The organism is Sphingopyxis jiangsuensis (genome assembly GCF_016734905.1).
Taxonomy (GTDB): Bacteria; Pseudomonadota; Alphaproteobacteria; order Sphingomonadales; family Sphingomonadaceae; genus Sphingopyxis; species Sphingopyxis jiangsuensis.
In genome coordinates this window covers 84612-106051 of sequence record NZ_JAERPO010000001.1, presented here as the reverse complement: position 1 = coordinate 106051, position 21440 = coordinate 84612, and the positions used below count along the sequence as shown (strand labels likewise).

The following is a 21440-nucleotide window of genomic DNA, read 5'->3' as shown; positions in this document are numbered from 1 at the left end:
CGCCCTTTTTTATCCGTCGCGCGCGGGAAGGCTCAGTGTGAAGCGCGCGCCCTGCCCGGGGGCGCTGTCGACCGCAAGGTCGCCGTCCATCGCGAGCGCGAGGCGGCGCGCGATGTAGAGACCAAGCCCCGATCCGCCGCCGTCGGTGCGCCCCAATCGCTCGAACTTGTTGAACACGACAGTTTGGTCTTCCGCCGACATCCCCTGCCCTTGGTCAGCAACGGTCACTGTCGCCCGGTCGCCTTCACGATCGAGGCGAATCCATATCTGCGAATGGTCGGGCGAATAGCGGATCGCATTGCCGATCAGATTGAGCAGAATCTGCAGCACCCGGCGAAACTCGCCCGTTGCCGGCATCAGATCGTCCTTGCGCGGCGCATCGATGCGGATGTTCTTTTCCTCTGCCTTCATCGCCAGCAACCCGACCGCGCGACGCGCAAGGTCGCCAAGGTCGATTTCGTCGCGCGCCGCCTTGAACCCCGGACGCTCGATGTTCTGAAGGTCGGCAAGATCGTCGACCAGCCCCAGCAGGTGACGCCCGGCATGGGCAATATCGCCGGCGTAGCGCGCATAATCGGCACGAATTGGACCGTCGAACTGTCCCGAAATTGTCTCGGCTGTCGCGATGATACGGCTCAGCGGACCGCGCAGCGCGCCGTCGATACGCCGCCCGAATTGCGGGTCGGACAGCGGGAGCGATCCGAACGCCGGGTCGGTTGCAGGCGCCACCACGGCCTCGTCACTCGCCTCGAAGGGCGCAACGCTGCCGCGAAAGCCCGTGAAGCGTCGCGTGCCGTCGAAAACCGGATCGCCCGACAGCGCCATGCCGACGCGCGCGTCGGGCGTCGCGATGCGGACCCGCTGCCCCTCAAAATGCGCTTGCCGTGCCAAAGCGCGCAGAACGGGGAAATTCCCGTCGTCGTCGGGTTGCAATTCGAACACTTCGGACAGCGATCGACCCTCCCACCCCGCGGGAACCGGGGGCGCGTCCGATCCCGAACGCAAGGCCACTAGACGCAGTTGCTGGTCGCATTCCCAGGTCCATCCGCGCGGGTCGGAAATGGCGCCGGCCGCCAGCGAGCGCTGCGGATCGACGATGGGCCGCGTCCGCCAATCGCTGATTTCCAGGTTTGCGCCGTCGTCATCGGGAAGGATGCGAACGATCGCATGGATGTCGCTATGATCGTCGGCTGCATAAAGCGGCCGGGTGACTTCGCGCCCGAGCCGCTGCGCCAGTGCGACGAGCCGCGCCAGCTGCGGCAGCGCGAGCGGCCGGTCGAGGCCGCCGCCCGCGCGCTGCTGAAGGCGGAGCAACGGCGTGTCCGCACTCACGAGCGTGCCCGACTGGTCGATCCGGGCGCGGACGATCCGCTCCGTCGTCATGCGCCGTCCCCCGGCAGACCGTCGACGGAAGAGAATGCGGCGAGCCGCGCGGCCGGTTCATCCCCGGCATTGGCGCCCGACACCGCGCGCGCAGGAAGCATGGTCAGCGATACTTCAAGAGGCGCAATCGTGCGTCGGTCGAGTCCCAACGGCGCGAGCAACGCTGGCAGCGACGCAATCTCGGCCGTCAGCAGCGCGATCGCCATCGCGCCATAGCTTCGCTGCGTTTCGACCGCAGCCAGCGCAATCAGCGACGGCCAGTCATGGCGTGCGATCGCGATCGCGGACGCTCTGCCGATGTCCGGGCCGAGCGCGGCACGATAAGCCGCAGCCGCATGATCGATGCCATGATCGTTCGGCGCGGCCTCGATGGCGGACCTCACGGCCTCGCCCAACAGCGCAGCACCGTCCACGTCTGCACTGGACCGGGCGAGTTGCCACGCCGCCACGTCGAGGAGCAAGGCGCGACGGACATCGGCGTCGAGGTCGACAAGCGCGATACAGGGGTTGCCCTGCCCGTCGAAGCGACGGCGATCGGCAATCCGCAGCGCGAGCGCGGTGCGGTCGACGTCGCTCGATATGGCCTCGGCCGCGTCCTCTGCGATCTCGGCGCCAGCATCGTCGGCTGTCGGCGTTTCCCTACCCAACTGGGCGATCTGCCCGCGCCAGCGATGCTCTTCGGCGCGCGCAAAACAGGCGACGGCGATGCGCTGTGCCGACGGAATGCCGCCGCGCAGCCAGTCGCTCCACAGCGCCGCGGCATCGATCCCGACGTCGAGCTGCGCGGCTATGTCGGCGATCAGACGCCGAGCAATGCCCAGCGCCAGCGCGCGCTGTTCCTCGGTCAGCCTCCCCACGGACGGCGCCGCCAGATAGTCGCCCAGCTCGCGCAGGCGCGCCGACAGCGTCGGCGACGGCAGATCGATGCCGGACGAGGGAAAGGGTTCAATCATGCACGATGGCCAATATCAGCTTAGCGTTAATACGCGCTAAACCTTGAACGCCGCTGTTTTACTGCACTTGCGGGCGACGAGCGAAGCGGAGCCAGACGAGGATCTGGAGCAGCGCCAATAGCGGCAGGATTGCGAACATCAACGTCGCGATTCCGAACAGCAGCGCGGGTGCGAGCATGATCCATGCCTGCTCGGCATCGGGCAAAAGCCAATGAAACCGCCGCTTTTCGCCCACATCCTCATAAAGGGCGCGCGCCAGCAGGATGGCGGCGGCAAGGCAGGGTGCGAGCGCCGCTTCGGAATAGCTTGGCGCGGCGGGCGTGGGTCCGCCGAGCGACACCAGCCACGGGAAAAAGGCGAGCAGTATCAAACCGAACGCACGAATTGTGGCGCGAGCGCGGTCGTGCGCGGCGCTTTCGGCGCGAAAGGCGGACAGGAAGCGCATGGCGGCGAGCCCCAGCCCACCGGTCACGGCGACAAGGGCCCCCGCCGCCGCCAGGCCGCTGCCCGCCAGCGCGGCCGCCGCAATCCACAGCAGCCCCGTGACGACCGGAAGATAGCGTGCGGTCAGCGGCGAGCGGACGACCAGCGGCCCCGCCAAGCGCACCAGCGGCATCAGGAACGCCGACCGGCCGAACCCCATGCCGCCATATTCGACCTGCTGGAGGCTCGACTGCTCGATCGCCGCCGCTGTCGGGCGGTCGGCGACAATCGCGATCTCACCCTGCTCGAACAACGCCGGCTCGCAATAGAGCCGCCGCGATCCCGCCTGCACCGCGACGCGCAGCAAGGTCAGCATCATATCCCACTCGCCCGGCATTGCCGCGAGTTCGGCGACCATCGGCTGCGATATGTTTGCAAGCCCGCCCCAGCGCCGCGCCGCGTCGATACGCTCGAACCCCTGCGTGAGCACCGTGTCGCCGGTGACGAGAATTGCGGGCGAACCGGGACGCGCAATGGCCGCATAATGCGTCGGACCCGCACGCAATCCGTCCGCGACGAGCAGGAGGCGGTCGTCGGCGCGCACCATGGCGAGCAGGTCGGCCGCACTCCGTACCGGCGTGACGGTCAACCCGCGACGCCGGATGCGATCGCAGGTCGCGAGCAACTCGGACGGCACCGCACCGACCGCGACGGCGATCTGCGTCACGCCGACGTCGGCGAGGCGCGCCGCCTGTCGTTCGATCAGCGTTTCGCCGGCCACCGTTACCAGCGCGCGGAGTCCGCCGTCGGGCAGCGTCTCAGTCGCTCCGACCAGCGCGATCAGGGCCACTTGTCCCCCCGAAAATGGCAAAAAAACATCGCCCAAAAGCTTTAGGGCCGAAGGCACAATTGGCAAGCCGCGATGTTGCGCCGGAATGTTGCCGCCCGCGATGCCAAAGCGCGCGCTTCAACCGCGTATCCGGGCGCAAAAAAATCGTCGAAAACCGTCCGAATCGCTGGCCTTCGCAGCGCCCATCGGCTAGGCAAAAAGCATCTCCCGAAAAGAAGAAAAAGGCCGGGTCTTGACCGAAGAAAATTCGCCTATGCCGCCGTCGGACGATGGGATTTCGTCGATCAACATCGTCGATGAAATGAAGACGTCCTATCTTGATTACGCGATGAGCGTGATCATCAGCCGCGCACTCCCCGACGTGCGCGACGGCCTCAAGCCGGTGCATCGCCGAATTCTCTATTCGGCCTATGAAAGCGGCTATGTCGCCAGCAAGCCCTATCGCAAGTCGGCGCGCATCGTCGGCGATGTCATGGGTAAATATCACCCGCACGGTGACAGCTCGATCTACGACGCCCTGGCGCGCATGACGCAGGATTGGTCGATGAGCGTCCCGCTGATCGACGGTCAGGGCAATTTCGGGTCGATGGACCCCGATCCGCCGGCAGCGATGCGTTACACTGAATCGCGCCTCGCCAAGGTCGCGATCACGCTGCTCGACGACCTCGACAAGGAAACGGTCGACTTCCAGCCCAATTATGACGGCTCGGAAAGCGAACCGACCGTGCTTCCCGCGCGCTTTCCGAACCTGCTCGTCAATGGCGCCGGCGGTATCGCGGTCGGTATGGCGACGAACATCCCGCCGCACAATCTTGGCGAGGTCATCAACGCGACGCTCGCGACGATCGACAATCCTGCCATCACGCTCGAAGAGTTGATGGCGATTGTCCCCGGTCCCGATTTTCCGACCGGCGCGATGATTCTTGGCCAAGGCGGCGCGCGCAATGCCTATGCCACCGGCCGCGGCTCGATCATGATGCGCGCCACGCATGAGATTGAAGAAGGACGCGGCGATCGCCGTTCGATCGTCCTCACCTCCATCCCCTATCAGGTCGGCAAATCGGGCCTTGTCGAAAAGATTGCCGAGGCCGCGCGCGACAAGCGGATCGAGGGCGTCGCCGATATCCGCGACGAAACCAATCGCGAGGGCGTGCGCGTGGTCATCGACCTGAAACGCGACGCGACACCCGACGTCGTGCTCAACCAGCTCTGGCGCCACACGCCGGCGCAGTCGAGCTTCCCCGCGAACATGCTCGCAATCCGCGGCGGTCGCCCGGAGATGATGGGGCTCAAGGACATTCTGACCGCCTTCATCGCGTTCCGCGAAGAGGTGATTACCCGCCGCTGCAAGTTCGAACTCGCCAAGGCGCGTGATCGGGCGCACATCTTGCTCGGCCTTGTCGTCGCGGTCTCGAACCTCGACGAAGTCGTCCGCATTATCCGCGGCGCCCCCAACCCCGCTGCCGCACGCGAGGCACTGATCGCCCGCGAATGGCCGATGGGCGAAATCGCCCCCTACATCCGTCTGGTCGAAGCGATCGAGGGCGAGATGGAAGAGGCAGCGAGCTACAGCCTTTCCGAAGCGCAGGTAAAGGCGATCCTTGACCTTCGCCTCCACCGACTGACCGCACTTGGCCGCGACGACATCGGCAACGAACTCAAGGCGCTCGCGACCGAGATCGAGGAACTTTTGTCGATCCTCGCCGACCGCGCGAAACTTTATGCGGTGATCCGCGAGGAACTCGTTGCGGTGCGCGACGAATTCGCGACACCGCGCCGGACGCTGATGGCTCCTGCCGCCGACGGGATCGAGGACGAGGATCTGATCGAGCGCGAGGAGATGGTCGTGACCGTTACCCTCGACGGCTATATCAAGCGGACCCCGCTCGACACTTTCCGCGCCCAGCGCCGCGGTGGCAAGGGCCGCGCGGGCATGGCGACCAAGGACGAGGATGTCGTCACCGAGTTGTTCGTCACCTCGACGCACACGCCGGTCCTCTTCTTCTCGACCGCCGGCAAGGTCTATCGCATGAAAGTGTGGCGCCTGCCCGAAGGCGGCCCCGCAACGCGCGGCCGTCCGATGGTCAACCTGCTCCCGCTCGCGCAGGGTGAGACGATTTCGACCGTTCTCCCGCTGCCCGAGGATGAGGAAGAATGGGGCAAGCTCCACGTCATGTTCGCGACCGCGAAGGGCAGCGTGCGCCGCAACAGCATGGACGCCTTCACCAACGTCCCCTCGAACGGCAAGATCGCGATGAAGTTCGAGGGCGATGACGAGGACGACCGGCTGATCGGCGTCGCATTGCTCGACGAGAGCGACGACGTGCTGCTCGCGACGCGGCAGGGCAAGGCAATCCGCTTTGCCGGCGACGATGTGCGCGAGTTCCAGAGCCGCAATTCGACCGGCGTCCGGGGCATGAAGCTGGCAAAGGGTGACGAGGTGATTTCGCTGTCGATCCTCCACAAGGTCGGCATCGCCGATCAGGAGGAACGCGAGGATTATCTGCGCCATGCGCCGTGGAAGGGCGAAGATCCCGACCGCCAGCCGCGCAAGATGAACGACGAACGTCACGCCTTCCTCGCCGAACGCGAACAGTTCATCCTCACGGTATGCGCCAATGGCTATGGCAAGCTGTCGTCGGCATTCGAATATCGCCGCACCGGCCGCGGCGGCCAGGGCATTACCAACATCGACAATATTGGCCGCAACGGCCCCGTCGTCGCGAGCTTCCCCGCGACGCAGGCGCACCAACTCATGCTCGTCACCGACCAGGCAAAGCTGATCCGTATGGGGCTCGACAGTCTGCGCGTCATTGGCCGCGGTTCGGCGGGCGTGCGGTTGTTCGACGTCGCCGAGGGTGAACATGTCGTGTCGGCGGCGCTGATCGAGGATAGCGAAGAGGAAGCGGAAGGCACCGACGCGGAAGCTTCGGCCGAAGCCGCGCCCGAATGACCGCCACCACCGCGTTCAAGATCCTGACCGCCGAGCAGTGGGCGGTGTTCGAGCGCGACCGCGTCTTTCGCGGCGCGCCGGTGGACATCGCCGACGGCTATATCCACCTTTCGACCGCCGAACAGCTCAATGGCACGCTTGCCAAGCATTTTGCGGGCCAGAAGCGACTGATCATTGCCGAGGTCGACCTGACCAAGGTCGCCGACACGATACGCTGGGAAGCGGCGCGCGACGGCGATCTGTTTCCGCACATCTACGGCGACCTGCCGATCGAAGCGGTGATTGGCGCGCGACCGCGCCACTAGGGTGCGGACCCTAGCGCGAACGCGTCGATCCCTAGGTCAGCAACTTGAACAGGGCTGCGCCAAATGAGCGATGCGGCCCCTGGTCGAAAAACGCCACTTCTAGGCTCTGCTCGATGAAGAGCGCGGGCGCCACAAAGAGCCATACCGGGTGAATTGCCCCGAAACGCCGATAGTCGCGAAACACCGCGATCAAAATCGGCGCATAAGCCGCCACAAGCGCCAGGGTAATCTCGGGGTTTGGAATCATCGGGAACAAATGCCGCAGGCGGAAGAAAGCGGGCCACAACAAGTGAATGGTCGCCAGTGTGACGAGCCGCTTATGCCAATCGGGTCGACGCCGCAGGGCGAGCGCCGCCAACACAATGATCAAAAAGAGGCTGAGTCCCGTCAACGTCCCCGCCACGCTCGACGTGGCGATCGTTCCCATTTCGGGCAGGTCCCTCCGGGCAGCCCAGATCGCGGTTGCGATGCCGCTGGCCCAGATGGCGGCCGCCACCGGGAGGGCACTTAACCCCAGGCGGCGATGAATCGACGTTCGACCGGTGCTCACCAGCACAGATTGCGCGATATAGAGAAGCACCCAAGTTAGCGCCGAAGCGCCGTGGAGATGCACGAACCACGGCGCCGCAAAGGTCCCCCGCGCCATCGGCAACCCATAAGTGACGCCGAAACCCAAGGCGATGACCACGAGTCCCGCGAGTCCGATCCCCGGATAGAATGGCTGTCGTCGGTCCGTCGCCCAAGGATTTGCCATATCGTCCCTTTTGCATTGCGTAGCAGGCTGGGGCGGATCGGCAAGCGGCCCGAACAGATTGTTCGGCGATCGCCCGCCGGCCACGCCCTTCCGAACTTCGGCGCTGCATGCTCCCGGACCTCATATTTGCGAAAAGAGCCCCGCCATCGCTGGCGGAGCTCTTCCAGGCCGCACACAGCACAACGCTGTCGAGGACCCTTGCCCTGTCGCTCGGGGTCGCGGCGAGCGGCAGGAATCGGATGGTGCCCCCACGCTCATCCTTGTTGGCGGGCGAGACTGCGAGAGCCTTAACCCTTGGCAAGCCGATGCTTATTTGGATTGCGCGGGCCGTTCATCCCCCTCAAGGGGGATGGTCAGCCGAGCACAGGAGCGAGAAGCCGCATCAACTCGGCCTCGCCGTCGACCGCACATTTGAGGTAAATCTGCTTGATCTGCCCACGCAGCGTTTCGGGCGTCACTCCCCGCTCGTCCGCGATTTGCGTGCGCGGCTTTCCCTCGAACAGGCGCACGGCAATGTCGGCTTCCGCGGGACTGAGCCGATAGATTGCGGACAGATAGAGCGCGACGCCCGACCGATCGCGCTTGGGGCCGCTCGCGACGAGAATGGCGTGGGGCAATTTGCCGAGCGACCAGTCGCGCCGCGGCAAGCGGAATCCTTCGATAATGACGGCGGGACGGTTGCGCCGGACCGGCAAGCTCGTCCGCACATGATCGAACCCGTCATCGACGATGAGCGCCTGCACCGCCTGGCCAAGCGTCAACGGTGCTCCCGCGGCATCGATCGACGCCCCGGCGAGCCGGACGTCGCCCGATTTCAATAGAGCTTCCGCCCCCGACGTATGGGCAAGCAGGTGCCCGCGCGCATCGACGATAAACGCGCTGACATTGATCGCATCGAACGCCCCGGCCATCAGCTTTGCCTGCTCACCCTCGATCTTTTCCTGCAGGCGAACGGCGCGGCGCGCTGCTGTGGCGCCCGACGCGAACCGCTTGCGCTGGTCCGCGGTCGTGCGGCCGTCCTTGCGGTTGCGCAGGGTCGCGAGACCGATGACGCCGAATTTGTCGATGACCAGATTCGTCTGGCACCCGAACGGGATGCCGATTTCCTCGCACCATTCGACATATTCGAGCGACGCGAGGCCGGGCATCACGGCGTCGTAATGATCCTCGTGCAGCACCGGGTCATAATAGCCGCGTTCGACATGCCGGTTCGAAGCGGCAACGCGGAAATTTTGCGTTTCCGCGCCCCAGCCTTGCTCGGCAAAATGTTCGACCAGCCCGGGTGCGAAATTTGTCACGAGGTTGAACGGAATTTCACGGGCGCCGCCGACGCCGATCAACTGGCCGTGGCTCGATCCGGTATGCCGCGCCAGCGCGTCGAGCGCGTCAAGCCATGTCTCGGGCTGCAATGCAGCCTGCATGAAAATCTCGTCCCAATCCGGTTCGGCACGCCGCTCCATCGCCCCCGCCAGCAAAGCCCGCCGGGCATGATCCCCCGACTGAATTGGATCTATCGCCGAAGTTTCTAAATTTGCTAGCAAAACGCGACGAACCGATGTCCGCCGGACAGGATCTGGCCAATCCGGCACCCTGTGGGGCGCCGCGATTGCCATTCGAACCGTTTCAATCGCGGAAGCGCGAAGCCTTCCTTACGCCGGCTTCCAGCTTTTGCGTTCTTCGGCCTGTTTGAGCACCTCGAACGCCGCCTGTCCCGTCGCGAAGCGTTTCGCCGCCTCCTCGTCGCCGGGTTTGACGTCGGGGTGGCATTCCTTGGCATAGGCGCGCCACGCCTTTTTGGTCGCGTCGAAATCGGCGTCGGGGTCGAGCCCCAGCACTTCGAGCGCGCGCATTTCGTCGGCGCTGCGGCTGCCGTCACCCGCGCCGCCCCAGCTATAATGCTGTGCGCGGGCATAGCTGCGCGCACCGCGTGCTTCCTCGGCAGCGCGTTCGGCGGCGTCTTCGGCCGACAGTCCCGCAAAATAATCCCAACCGCGGTTATACTCGGCGGCATGCGCTTCGCAAAAATACCAGCGTTCGGGACTGTTTGGCGATTTGGGCGCGGGACATTTCCCCGGCGCCTCGCAGCCGTGCCGGTCGCAGAGACGCACGCGCTGCGCCTCACGCGACGCGCCATAGGCGCGCCAGCGGGGAAAGCCCCAGTCGTCGGATCTCTTCGCACGGCTCATCGCGTCGATGTAGCGAGTGGCGCCGCAGATTGCTAGCCGTGCCTAGGCCTTGGGCGCGTAGCCGAACGCCTTTTCGGCCAGTTTCACCACTGCGGGGTCGCGTTCGAGCGGCGTCATCGGCACCGCGGCCTCGAGCACTTCGGCCACATGGGTGAGCGCAGCGATCCGCGCCGCCTTCTTGTTGTTGCCGTCGATCACCTTCCACGGCGCCCAGCGCGTATCCGTCTGCTCGAACATATCCGCGAGCGCGGTCAGATAGGCCTTGCGCTTCGCCCTGTTGCGAAAATCCTCGGTTCCCGTCTTCCAGCGCTTCCACGGCTTGTCGAGCCGGTCGGCAAAGCGCTTGTCCTGTTCGTCCTGCGTGACATGAACGAACAGCTTGACGAGGTTGGTGTTGCTCCCGGTCAGCTGCGCCTCGAACTCGTTGATCTCGTCATAGCCCTTGCGCCACTCGGCCTCGCTGGCGAACCCCTCGACGCGTTCGACGAGGACGCGGCCGTACCAGCTGCGATCAAAGATCGATATTTCGCGGTTGCCGGGCAGCCGCTTCCAGAAGCGCCACAGAAAATGGCGTGCCTTTTCCTCGTCGCTCGGCGCACCGATCGGCCATACTTCGAAATACCGCGGGTCGAGCAGCGCGGTCATCCGCTTGATGATCCCACCCTTCCCCGCGGCGTCCCAGCCTTCGAGCATGATGACGCTGCGCTGTGCATGGGTGATATGCGCGGCCTGCACGCGTTCGAGCCGCTCCTGCAGCGTCTTCAGTGCTTCGCCGTAATTGCCGTCAAGTTTCGCGCCGGACTCATAGTCGGCGAGATCGATCGTCATCGCAAAACCCCTCGCGTGAACGCCGCTGCTACCACAGCGGCGCCCGCGAGGCGAAGCGGCAAAGGGGGCGAAGCTGTCCCGTTTGGGAACGGAATCGCGCGCGCGATCAGCTCTTGGGGCCGTCAACGATCCGGATGCCGAGTTCTTTCAGCTGCTTGTCGCTGACCGGCGCCGGCGCGCCCATCATCAGGTCTTCGGCCTTCTGGTTCATCGGGAAGACCACGACCTCGCGAATATTGGGCTCGTCGGCGAGCAGCATCACGATGCGATCGACGCCCGGTGCCGATCCGCCGTGCGGCGGCGCGCCGAACTTGAACGCGTTGATCATGCCGCTGAAATTCGCATCGACCTCGGCCTGCGAATAGCCCGCAATCTCGAACGCCTTGTACATGATATCGGGGCGATGGTTCCGGATCGCGCCCGACGACAGTTCGACGCCGTTACAGACGATGTCATATTGCCACGCGAGGATGTCGAGCGGGTCCTTCGTCTCGAGCGCTTCGAGTTCGCCCTGCGGCATCGAGAAGGGGTTGTGGCTGAAATCGATCTTGCCGGTGTCCTCGTCGGCCTCGAACATCGGGAAGTCGACGATCCAGCACATTTCGAACTTGTTTTCGTCGATCAGCTCAAGCTGTTCGGCAACGCGCGTGCGCGCCAGACCCGCCAGCTTCGCCGCGACCGCTTCCTTGCCCGCGGCAAAGAACAGCCCGTCATCGGGGCCGAGACCGAGTTCGGCGGCAAGCGCGTCCATCTTCTCCGGGCCGTGGTTCTTGGCGATCGGGCCGCCCCACTCGCCGCCCTTGCGCGTCGCATAGCCGAGGCCCGCAAAGCCTTCGCCTTGCGCCCAGCTATTCATGTCGTCGAAGAATTTGCGGCTCTTTTCGGCAGTACCCGGCGCGGGAACCGCGCGCACGACGTCGCCTGCCGCGACGATGTCGGCGAAGCGGCCGAAGCCCGACCCTTCGAAATGCGCCGACACGTCGCTGATGATCAGCGGGTTGCGAAGGTCGGGCTTGTCGTTGCCATATTTCAGCATCGATTCGCGGTACGGAATGCGCGGAAAGCTGCCGGCAGGCGTCACCGACTTGCCGTTCGCAAATTCCTCGAACACGCCCGCGAGCACCGGTTCGATGGCGTTGAAGACGTCATCCTGCGTAACGAAACTCATCTCGAAATCGAGCTGATAGAATTCGCCGGGCGAACGATCGGCGCGCGCGTCTTCATCGCGGAAGCAGGGCGCGATCTGGAAATAACGGTCGAAACCCGCGACCATCAGCAGCTGCTTGAACATCTGCGGCGCCTGCGGCAGCGCATAGAATTTGCCGGGATGGACGCGGCTGGGCACCAGATAGTCGCGCGCGCCCTCGGGCGACGAGGCGGTCAGGATCGGCGTTTGATATTCGGTGAAGCCCTGTTCGACCATGCGGCGGCGCAAGGACGCGATGACGTTCGAGCGCAGCAGGATATTGCGGTGGAGTCGCTCGCGGCGCAGGTCGAGGAAGCGGTATTTCAGGCGGATATCCTCGGGATACTCCTGTTCGCCCGCGACCGGCAGCGGCAGTTCGGCCGCCGCCGACTGCACCGAAACCTCGCGCGCGCGCACCTCGATCTCGCCGGTCGGAAGGTTCGCATTGACCGTCTCGGCCGAACGCGCGACGACCTCGCCGGTGATCGTCACCACGCTCTCGGCGCGCAGGCCGTCGAGCGTCGCGAACGCGGCATCGCTCGAGTCCGCCACAATCTGCGTCAGCCCATAATGGTCGCGCAGGTCGACGAAGAGCAGCCCGCCATGATCGCGCTTGCGATGCACCCAGCCCGACACGCGGACCGTCTGTCCGACATCCTGGCTGCGAAGCTGGCCGCAATGATGGGTGCGATAGGCGTGCATTTCGATGGTCTTTCAGTGGTTGGGGGAAATCACGCGATATGTGATTTATGGCCGCGCCTAAGGCAGGGCGGCGCGCCATTTGTCAAGGGCAGAGGCGCATTTCAGCAAGTCAGGCCGAGTCCGTCGAGCACGTCGCTCGCAAACAGGCGACGGTGGGCCGGATCGGGGATCAGCCGGTCGCGCGCCGCACACCAGCGGCGGAAATCCTCGCCATAATCGATCTCGACCCGCGCGGCGTCGAGATTGCAGCTCTTGGCCCAGTGGCGCGTGAAGGCGATCCCTTCGGCATCGAGCCGTTCGACGACGCGCGCATAGGCATCAGCGGTGCGCTGGCTGCGCGGACCGTCGAAATCTATCACCGCATTGTGCGCAAAACGCGCAGGGGCGAGCAGTCCTTGCGCGCGCTCCATGAAGCGCAAGGTAACAACGGTGGAGCCGCCGTGGCGCGCATACACGCCGCAAATCTGTTCGAACACATAGGCAAGATCGGCGCGGTCGATCGTCACCGAAGCGTTGAACAGGTCGGCGAGCGGGCGATGCGTGTCGAGTCCCTCGCCCCAGCTTCCGTACACCGGCGGGTCTTGAACATCGGGACCGCCCGCATAGCCGAGCTTCATTGCGAATTGCAGCAGCCAGCCGCGCGCCCACGGATAATCGTCGAGCAGCCGCCCGAGCAGGCTCAGCGCGTCATATCCGGCGCCTAGCTCGCCGGGCGTCGCTCGCGGGCAATCGTCGCGCCATGGCTCGCGATAGAGGAAGCGCAGCATCGCCGGCCGCTTGAACGGCTTGTAGGGGTTGACGATCATCTGGACGAAATCGGGGTCGCGGTCGAGCGCATAGGCCGCCGAAAAGCGGCGAAACTCTCCCGCGGAAAGCCAGTTCAGCGCGCGCCGGTCGACCCGGCGCAAGTTCTGGATCGGGCGGACGAGGAACCGCGGCACGCTCGATACGACGAGCGCGGTGACGACCCCGAGCGCGCCGACCGGCAGTTGCGCCGCCGCGAAAAGCGCATCGTCGCGGACCGCTTGCGATCCGGTGGCCGCAATGAATTCATCGCTCATCACGCCCGCTGTCGGCTCGACCCATTGCGCGCCTGCCGGTGTGACGATCTGGATCGCGCGGATATGGTCCTGGATACCGCCGTGCGCGACCATCGAACCATGGGTGCCGGTGGCGGCGGCTCCGGCAAAGGTCTGGCCGTTTCCCGCTCCGCTCGTCCACAAGGACCGCCCCTGCGCCTCCAGCTTGTCCGACACCTCGTCGACGAGCGCGCCCGCCTCGACGAGCATCAGCGACGCGGCATCGACGCCGGGACGCACATCGTCCCCGGCAATCCGGAAACACCGGTTGAAGCGCCGCGTGTGCAGCAGCCAGCAATGCGACGCGATATTGATGTTCGATGGCGACCATCCTGCCCCCAATGGCCGGACATGCCGTCCCGCCGCCTGCGCCGCCGCCAGCCACTCGCGCACTTCACGAGCGGCAGCGGCCAGTTCGTCGCGCCCGCGCTCGGCATCGCCGCTCCGCAAGGCAAAGCGCGTCGCCGCCTCGCAGGTGCCGGTGCCGTGATAGTTGGTCCAGCGCCCTTCGCGCCCCAGTTGCACGATCGGCATCAGGCGACCCCGAGCGGCTGGACCCCGGCATGCGCGCGCCACGCGACGGTCACAGGCCGAAGATACCCCAACGTCGCGATGGCGACGAGCATTTGCCGCCGCGTCGCAAAGACGCGCAGATCGCAGAGCCCGTGGTCGGCTTCGGGCGTGACGAAGGGCAGCCGCGCCGCGCTTGCGAAACCCCAGCCCTTCAGGGTTACGACCATCCGTTCCTCGTCGAGCGGGCGCGGGTTGGCGATCGAGACGAAAATGTCGGCCTGTCCGGTCAGATACTGGCCGTACAGCGCGAACAGCAGCAGGGCGCACAGCCCCCAGCCCATCCACATCATCATGTTACCCCCTCATGTTACCCAGTCCGGTTGATCCGGTTCGCGACCCGAAGAGAGAGTGGTATTTTTTCGTGCCTGTCTTCGCCAACTAGCTGTATAGGCGCGTTATGCAAGTCCATCCGTTGATCGAGTCCAGTGCGGCGCTCCAGCAATTCGTAGCTTTGATAAAAGACAGCGATTTCATCGCCGTCGACACCGAATTCATGCGCGAAAACACCTTCTGGCCCGAGCTGTGTCTGATCCAGGTGGCGAACAGCGACCATGCCGCCGCAATTGACCCGATGGCGCCGGGGATCGAACTGAAGCCGCTGCTCGACCTGCTTGTCGACAATGAAGAGGTATTGAAGGTCTTCCATGCCGGCGGTCAGGATGTCGAAATCATCTATAATCTGACCGGCAAGACGCCCCACCCCATCTTCGACACGCAGATCGGCCAGATGGCGCTCGGCCAGGCTGAGCAGGTCGGCTATTCGAACCTTGTCGAGGCGTGGCTCGGCATCGCGCTCGACAAGGGCGCGCGTTTTACCGATTGGAGCCGGCGACCGCTCGACAAGCGCCAGATCGACTATGCGATCGGCGACGTCACCCACCTCGCCCAGATTTTCCCGATGATGCTCAAAAAGCTCGTCAAGACGGGTCGCGGCCACTGGCTCGACGAGGAAATGGAGAAACTCGCCGATCCCGCCAATTACAATCTCGATCCCGACAGGGCGTGGCAGCGCATCAAGATACCCTCGCGCAAGCCCGACGTTCTGGGACGTTTGAAGGCGCTTGCCGCATGGCGCGAGCGCGAGGCGCGCAACAAGAATCTGCCGCGCGGCCGCATCGTCAAGGACGAAACGCTCGCCGACCTCGCTGCGCATCCCCCGAAGGACCAGGACGGGCTTGGCCGCGTGCGCGGATTGTCGGCGACCTGGAAATCGAACGACATCGGCGCGCGGCTGATCGAAGCGCTCACCGGCGCGCAGCCGCTTTCCAAGGAGGATATGCCCGACCGCGCGCCACGCGGTCCCGGCCTCGGCAAGGAGGGCGCGCTCGTCGCCGACCTGCTCAAGTTGCTCCTCAAGATACGTTCGCGCGAACTCAATGTCGCCGCGCGCCTCATCGCGCGCAGCGACGACCTCGAAGCGCTTGCGGCGGGACGCCGCGACGGGATCGCGATGATGCAAGGCTGGCGCTATGACGTGTTCGGCCACGCCGCGCTCGACCTTGTCGAAGGGCGCGTCGGCTTTGCCGTCAAGCATGGCAAGATGGTAATGAGCGAGATCGAGCCCTCGGTCGCCGCCGACCCGACCTAGGGCCCTGACCCTAGAGCAGTTTCAGCTCGCCTTTCATGTCGAGCGCCTGCGCTAGCGAACGCAGGCGCCGTTCGACCGATTCGCCCGCCAGATGGTGCCAGCCGGGATTGAGGCGGAGCGTCAGATTGCCGTCCTCGATCGCGACCGCGCTGGCCTTGAGCGGCGCCTCGATCCCGCCGGTCAGCCGCTGCGCGAGGCGGATCGCGAGCCCCCATTGCCGCGCCCGCGCCAGCCGTTCGGCGCTCACGAGACTGTCCATCATCGGAAAATCGGAATCGGCCCCGCCAAACCCGGCATGGAGCGCGCGCGCGAGCAATATGCGGCCCGGAATGTCGATGCTGCGCCAGTTGCCGTGCAGACCGATTTCGGTCCCGCGCTCGGCGCGGAAATCGGGGTTCGCCGACCATGCGACGTCGCTCAGCAGGCTCGCCGCGAGCCGGATGCGGCTGTCGGCGACGTCCTCGTCGGCGAACAGCGGCGCGATCCAGTTTGCGATCGCGCGTCCATGCGGAGCAAAGCGCGCGAGCCGTTTCCCCTCGAACTCGGCGGCCACGATCAGCGGATCCTGCGCGCGCATGTCGTCGTCGAGCGCCTGGTAAAGCAGCCCCTCGCGCAGCCCCGACGACGACACCGTCATTTCGGGCACGTCGATGATGTTGGCGAGCGCGGCGAGCAGCGCCGCCGCGTCGGGCAAGGTCGCGGCGCGGTTCGACGCCATGCCCGGAATCGCTTTCAATTCCTCATAGCTCAGCCGCTTGGTCGCGCGCACGAGCCGGCGCAGCGCCCCGCGCGGCAAGCGATGCTGGTCGAGCACGGGAAGCGGGTCGCGCGTCAGTTCGAGGTCGAGGCGTGCGAGCGCGCGCCATGATCCGCCGACGAGATACAGCGGAACGCCGGTCAGGCCGCCCGGCCAACCCTCGGCTTTCAGCATCTTGCGCACCGCGCGTTCGAATTCGGGCTGTCCGTTCTTGCGGAGCGGCGGCAAGCGAAGGACGCCAAGCGGAAACGATGCGCAGCGGCCCACCTTGCCGTTCGACACTTCGGCGAGTTCGAGGCTTCCGCCACCAAGGTCGACCGCAATACCGTGCGCGTCGGGAATCGCCGACAGCACGCCGCAGCCCGCTGCCTCGGCCTCTTCTGCACCCGACAGCAGGCGGATGGCGAGGCCCGCCGCCGCGGCGCCCGCCACGAAATCGGGACCGTTGGTCGCGTCGCGCACCGCTGCGGTCGCGACGCATTGCAGATCGGTGACCTCCATGTTGCGCGCGAGCAGCGCATATCGGCGCAGCGCGACCAGTCCGCGCTCGGCATCGGCATCGGCGATGCGGCCGTCGATCGACAGCCCGCGGCCAAGCCCTGCCGCGACCTTTTCGTTGAAGATCACCGCGGGCGCGCGCGCGGGCCCTTCATAGACGACAAGGCGAACCGAGTTCGAACCGATGTCGATGACCGCCGATCGGCGCACCGCCTGCCGTGATGAACGCCCCCCTGGCAAAAAATCACCCCTCGCGATTGGTAAAGGCAAGCGTCGGAACATCCTGCCGCTTGTGCAGCGCCGTTCCGCGGCCCGACAGCGATGGGTTGTTCATGAAATAATGGTGCAGGTTGAACGGCTTGTCGCCCGGCGTCAGCCGCACGAAAGTGCCATCGGGCTGCAGCACCCAGCTTTGTTCATTGTCGATCAGATTGGCGACGAGCACCTGGTCGAGAATCTGGTCGTGCACCGTCGGATTCTCGATCGGGATCATATATTCGACGCGGCGGTCGAAATTGCGCGGCATCCAGTCGGCGCTCGAAATATAGACTTTGGCGCGCTGATGCGGCAGCGGCGCGCCATTGGCGAAAACCCACACGCGGCTGTGCTCCAGAAAGCGGCCGACGACCGACTTTACGCGGATCGTCTCCGACAGGCCGGGAACTCCGGGGCGCAGGCAACAGATGCCGCGCACGATCAATTCGATCGGCACGCCGACACGGCTCGCCTCGTATAATTTGTCGATGATGTCGGGGTCGACGAGGCTGTTCATCTTCGCCCACACCCCCGACGGCTTGCCCGCCCTGGCGGCAGCGATTTCGGCGTCGATCAGCTCGGACAGATGATGCCGCATATTGAGCGGCGACATGGTGATAAGCTCCAGCCGCTCGGGCTCGACATAGCCGGTGATATAGTTGAACAATTGCGCCGCATCGCGCCCTGCGCGCGGGTCGGCGGTGAAAAAGCTGAGGTCGGTGTAAATGCGCGCGGTGACCGGGTGGTAATTGCCCGTGCCGAAGTGACAATAGGTGCGATACCCCTGCCCTTCGCGACGCACGACCATCGAAATCTTTGCGTGCGTCTTCCACTCGATAAAGCCGTAAACGACCTGCACGCCCGCGCGTTCGAGCTGGTTTGCCCACAGGAGATTCTGTTCTTCGTCAAAACGCGCCTTCAGCTCGACGACCGCGGTCACCGACTTGCCCGCCTCGGCTGCCTCGATCAGCGCGCGAATGACCGGCGACTGGTTGCCCGCGCGATAGAGCGTCTGCTTGATCGCCACGACATCGGGGTCCGCCGCCGCTTGGCGCAGGAAGGAGAGGACGACGTCGAAGCTCTCATAAGGATGGTGGACAAGGATGTCCTTGCTGCGGATCGCCGCGAAACAGTCGCCGCCATGCTCGCGGATGCGCTCGGGAAAGCGCGGCGAATAGGCAGGGAATTTCAGGTCGGGCCGGTCGACGTCAACGAGCGAGGACAGCGCGGCAAGCCCCACGAACCCGCCGATCTTGGCGACGATCGCTTCATGGCCCTGAATATCGGCATTCAGCACTTCGGCGATTTCGGCCGACATATCGGCCTCGAGCTCGAGCAGGATAACGCGCCCGCGGCGGCGGCGGCGGATCGCGGTACGGAACAATCGCACCAGATCCTCGGCCTCTTCCTCCAGCTCGATATCGCTGTCGCGGATGATGCGGAATACGCCGAGCGAGCGGCTCACAAATCCCGGAAACAACTGATCGCCGAAAATCTCGATCAGATATTCGATGGGGACAAACGCCGTCGCTTCGCCCGGAACCGGAACGAAGCGCGGCAGCGACGCCGGAATCATCACCAGCTCGCGCACCGTCTCGCCGTTCGACTTGCGCTGGAGGTCGAAAATCACCCCGAGCCCGCGGTTGGGGATGAAGGGGAACGGGTGCGCGGGGTCGAGCACCTGCGGCGTCAGGATCGGGAAAATCTGTTCGTTGAAATATTGGCTCAGCGCGGCGCGCAACCTGGCCGCGTCCGAACCTGCGCCGTGGACGACGATGCCCTGCTCGGCGAGCTGTTTGTGCAGCCGTTGCCATTCGCTCTGCTGCTGGTCGACGAGCCGGTTCACCTCGGCCTCGATTTCGGCAAGCTGTTGCCCCGGCGAGCGCCCGTCGGCGGACGGATCGTCGATTCCCTGGAGCTGCTGCCCCTTGAGCCCCGCGACGCGCACCATGAAGAATTCGTCGAGATTGCTTCCCGAAATCGACAGGAACCGCAACCGTTCGAGCAACGGATGCGCCGGGTTTCGCGCTTCCTCCATCACCCGCCGGTTGAACGCCAGCCAGCTCAGCTCGCGGTTGAAAAAGCGGTCGGGACCGAAGGACGGCGCCGCGGTGTCGGCGTCGAAATCGGCGAGTATCGAGGGGCGGGTCAACGACATGGGGGCACATCCTGCCTTTCGAGGAGATCGGGATCGATCAGCCCCTGTGACAATAATGTTTCACGCGTAAGTCGAATGCCCACGCGGCGCCCCTGCTCGAGCGATGCCGCGTCGAGCGCCGCGACGATCCGGTGGATCATGGAATAGCTGCGTTCCATGCGCGGCACTATATAGGCTGCAACCTCGGGCGCCAGCGCCATCCCGCGCTGCGCGAACAGCGCCTCGATGAGGTCGCGTGCTAGGCAATCGTCGGGTTCGGCTATCGCCAACACCGGCACCGCGCGCAGCCGCGACGCGAGATCGGGCAGCTCGACATGCCATTCGGACGGCGGCGCATCGGCGATGATCAGCAGCGGTGAGCCCGACGCCTGCGCGCTGTTCCAGGCATGGAACATTTCCTCTTCGCTGACGCTGTCGTGCCCGTCGATGACGCGTCCGCCGGTGTCGCGCGCGAACAGGCGACCGATCAGGCTGCGCCCCGACCCGCGCGGCCCCGTTAGCACTGCGGTCCGCACCGGCCAGGTCGACACGTGGCGCAAATATCGCACGGCGTCGGCGTTGCTCGTCCCGACGACAAGCGGCGCGTCGTTCGAACCGCCTGCGCTCCAATCGAGCGGCAAGGCGATCTGGCTGGTCGGCGCGCGCGCCATCAGCGGCTGATCCGCAGTTGCCCGCCGCCTTCCTGCACGGTGAAGCCCCGCGCCGCGAGCGCGGCGCGCAACGCGTTGATGTCGCCGCGGAAGGTGACGCGCATCACCGACGTCCCGCCGAGCGCAAGGCTCGTCGTCGACGCCGACTGCACGCCCGCGACACCCGCGACGGCCCGCTCCGTCGCGGTCACCGACTCGACGTCGGGCGAGCTATATTGGACGGTGAAGCTCTGCACGCCGTTGGCCGGCGCGACGGGAACGCTCGCGTCGGTCTCGACGGGCAATTCGTCGCCATCGCCGTTCACCTCCTCGGGCAGATCCTCAACCTCGACGGGCTTTTCGAGCACCAGATAGGCGTCGGTCTTGAGGATGCCCGCGGTCAGCGCGTCGGTATAGATGGCGTCCATCCGCGCGACGGCCTTTTCCATCATGTCGGGCAGCGCGGCGGGGCTCGGGCCGGTCATCGTGAAGCTCGAAATCAGCTTGTTGTCGGGCCCGAATCGCGCGCTGAAGCGGCCGGTGATCGGTCCGCCCGGATAGGCATATTCGATGCGCGCGACGGGCATCAGCACGTCGGCGGCGCCATATTGATCGAGGATCACGCGCCACCACACGCGCCCGCGCCGACCGGTCTGCCCGGCGTTGAGGAGCAATGTGTCGGCGCCCGTTCCCGCTGTGCGAACATAATCGATCGCGCTTTGCCCCGTATTATATTCGGCCCAGGCGCGCTGCCATTCGCTGCGCTGTTCGAACACCTGCGGAATGCCGTCGATCGAATAGACGGGGATGACGAGCAGCGGCGGCGAACGCAGCGTGCGCCCGCTGACCCCCAAAATCTGTCCGGCGCGCACGCGGTCGAACTGGACGCCGAGCGTCGCGACATAGCGTCGCGGCCCGATCTGCTCATGCTCGGTAACGATTGCGGTGACGATCCCGTCGAGCACCGAATCGGACAGCGCCGGACCGTCGGAGCCGTGAACGCGGCGATAGAGCTGCGCCCACCCCTTGCGCTGCGCCTCGCGCCAGCCCTTTTCGCGCGCGTCGTCGGCATTGTCGCCGGTGACGTCGATCCTGATCCCGCTCGCCAGATAATCGCCGCTGCTGTTGATCGGGGTGATCCCGCGGTCGCCGCGGGCGATCTGTCCTTCGACGACACCGACGAGCAGAATGGCGAAAAGCAGCGCAGCCAGCGCGGTCCAGCGCGCGCCATGACGGGCCATCGCCTCGCGGAATATCGGGCTGGCAGAGCGGGGAAAGACGGCCGAATTCATATCTTCTCTTTGCTTTGCCCCCGAACCCGCCCGAAAGGCAAGTGCGCGGGCAAGGAAATCATGGCATTTGTCGCCGGGAGTCGTTAGT

The 21440-nt window shown here is 65.3% G+C and carries 17 protein-coding genes; 3 read left to right on the top strand and 14 right to left on the bottom strand.

What is annotated here, in order from left to right; all coding sequences use genetic code 11:
• Positions 1-9 precede the first annotated feature (9 nt).
• The 3 genes from JI743_RS00470 to JI743_RS00460 are packed head-to-tail and all read right to left on the bottom strand — an operon-like array spanning position 10 to position 3609.
• Positions 10-1383 carry a sensor histidine kinase gene (locus JI743_RS00470; protein ID WP_201924873.1) on the bottom strand — a complete coding sequence of 458 codons (1374 nt, stop codon included), beginning with the start codon at positions 1381-1383 and terminating at the stop codon, positions 10-12.
• Positions 1380-2336: a hypothetical protein gene (locus JI743_RS00465; protein WP_201924871.1), complete on the bottom strand. Its 957-nt coding sequence runs from the start codon at positions 2334-2336 to the stop codon at positions 1380-1382. The genes JI743_RS00470 and JI743_RS00465 overlap by 4 nt, the downstream gene beginning before the upstream one ends.
• 58 nt (positions 2337-2394) lie before the next feature.
• Positions 2395-3609: a hypothetical protein gene (locus JI743_RS00460; RefSeq protein ID WP_201924870.1), complete on the bottom strand. Its 1215-nt coding sequence runs from the start codon at positions 3607-3609 to the stop codon at positions 2395-2397.
• 253 nt (positions 3610-3862) lie between these two features.
• Here JI743_RS00460 and gyrA point away from each other — a divergent pair, with 253 nt between their 5' ends.
• Entirely contained in the window at positions 3863-6562 is a 2700-nt protein-coding gene (gene gyrA, locus JI743_RS00455) for a DNA gyrase subunit A (protein ID WP_201927183.1), read from the top strand.
• The gene (locus JI743_RS00450; RefSeq protein ID WP_201924869.1) at positions 6559-6867 is read left to right on the top strand and encodes a DUF952 domain-containing protein; all 309 of its coding nucleotides are present in this window, start codon (positions 6559-6561) and stop codon (positions 6865-6867) included. The genes gyrA and JI743_RS00450 overlap by 4 nt, the downstream gene beginning before the upstream one ends.
• A 31-nt stretch (positions 6868-6898) precedes the next feature.
• Here JI743_RS00450 and JI743_RS00445 read toward each other — a convergent pair whose 3' ends face one another.
• The 7 genes from JI743_RS00445 to JI743_RS00415 form a co-directional block, all read right to left on the bottom strand.
• Entirely contained in the window at positions 6899-7555 is a 657-nt protein-coding gene (locus tag JI743_RS00445; protein WP_201924868.1) for a hypothetical protein, read from the bottom strand.
• A 419-nt stretch (positions 7556-7974) separates the two neighbouring features.
• Positions 7975-9081: a helix-turn-helix transcriptional regulator gene (locus JI743_RS00440; RefSeq protein WP_201924867.1), complete on the bottom strand. Its 1107-nt coding sequence runs from the start codon at positions 9079-9081 to the stop codon at positions 7975-7977.
• Positions 9082-9270: 189 nt separating this feature from the next.
• Entirely contained in the window at positions 9271-9807 is a 537-nt protein-coding gene (locus JI743_RS00435; protein WP_201924866.1) for a J domain-containing protein, read from the bottom strand.
• A 42-nt stretch (positions 9808-9849) separates the two neighbouring features.
• Complete coding sequence (locus JI743_RS00430) at positions 9850-10635, bottom strand: polyphosphate kinase 2 family protein (protein ID WP_201924864.1); 786 nt, start codon at positions 10633-10635, stop codon at positions 9850-9852.
• Between the two features lie 106 nt (positions 10636-10741).
• Positions 10742-12523, bottom strand: coding sequence for an aspartate--tRNA ligase (aspS, locus tag JI743_RS00425; protein ID WP_201924863.1), 1782 nt, complete (start codon positions 12521-12523; stop codon positions 10742-10744).
• Positions 12524-12624: 101 nt separating this feature from the next.
• Positions 12625-14136: an FAD-binding protein gene (locus JI743_RS00420; protein ID WP_201924861.1), complete on the bottom strand. Its 1512-nt coding sequence runs from the start codon at positions 14134-14136 to the stop codon at positions 12625-12627.
• The gene (locus tag JI743_RS00415) at positions 14136-14468 is read right to left on the bottom strand and encodes a hypothetical protein (RefSeq protein ID WP_201924854.1); all 333 of its coding nucleotides are present in this window, start codon (positions 14466-14468) and stop codon (positions 14136-14138) included. Before JI743_RS00415 ends, JI743_RS00420 begins: the two co-directional genes overlap by 1 nt.
• A 104-nt stretch (positions 14469-14572) precedes the next feature.
• Between JI743_RS00415 and rnd the strand changes: the two genes are divergently transcribed.
• Positions 14573-15763 carry a ribonuclease D gene (gene rnd / locus JI743_RS00410; protein ID WP_201924851.1) on the top strand — a complete coding sequence of 397 codons (1191 nt, stop codon included), beginning with the start codon at positions 14573-14575 and terminating at the stop codon, positions 15761-15763.
• 10 nt (positions 15764-15773) lie between these two features.
• Here rnd and JI743_RS00405 read toward each other — a convergent pair whose 3' ends face one another.
• From JI743_RS00405 to JI743_RS00390, 4 genes are read right to left on the bottom strand one after another with little or no spacing between them, the layout of a single operon-like run.
• Positions 15774-17300 (bottom strand): Ppx/GppA family phosphatase, encoded by a 1527-nt coding sequence (locus JI743_RS00405; protein WP_201924850.1) that lies wholly within the window; start codon positions 17298-17300, stop codon positions 15774-15776.
• The gene (locus tag JI743_RS00400; RefSeq protein WP_236659645.1) at positions 17263-19431 is read right to left on the bottom strand and encodes an RNA degradosome polyphosphate kinase; all 2169 of its coding nucleotides are present in this window, start codon (positions 19429-19431) and stop codon (positions 17263-17265) included. The genes JI743_RS00405 and JI743_RS00400 overlap by 38 nt, the downstream gene beginning before the upstream one ends.
• Entirely contained in the window at positions 19422-20081 is a 660-nt protein-coding gene (locus JI743_RS00395) for an HdaA/DnaA family protein (protein ID WP_201924849.1), read from the bottom strand. Before JI743_RS00395 ends, JI743_RS00400 begins: the two co-directional genes overlap by 10 nt.
• Positions 20081-21301 (bottom strand): heavy-metal-associated domain-containing protein, encoded by a 1221-nt coding sequence (locus JI743_RS00390; RefSeq protein ID WP_236659644.1) that lies wholly within the window; start codon positions 21299-21301, stop codon positions 20081-20083. Before JI743_RS00390 ends, JI743_RS00395 begins: the two co-directional genes overlap by 1 nt.
• Positions 21302-21440: the final 139 nt, after the last annotated feature.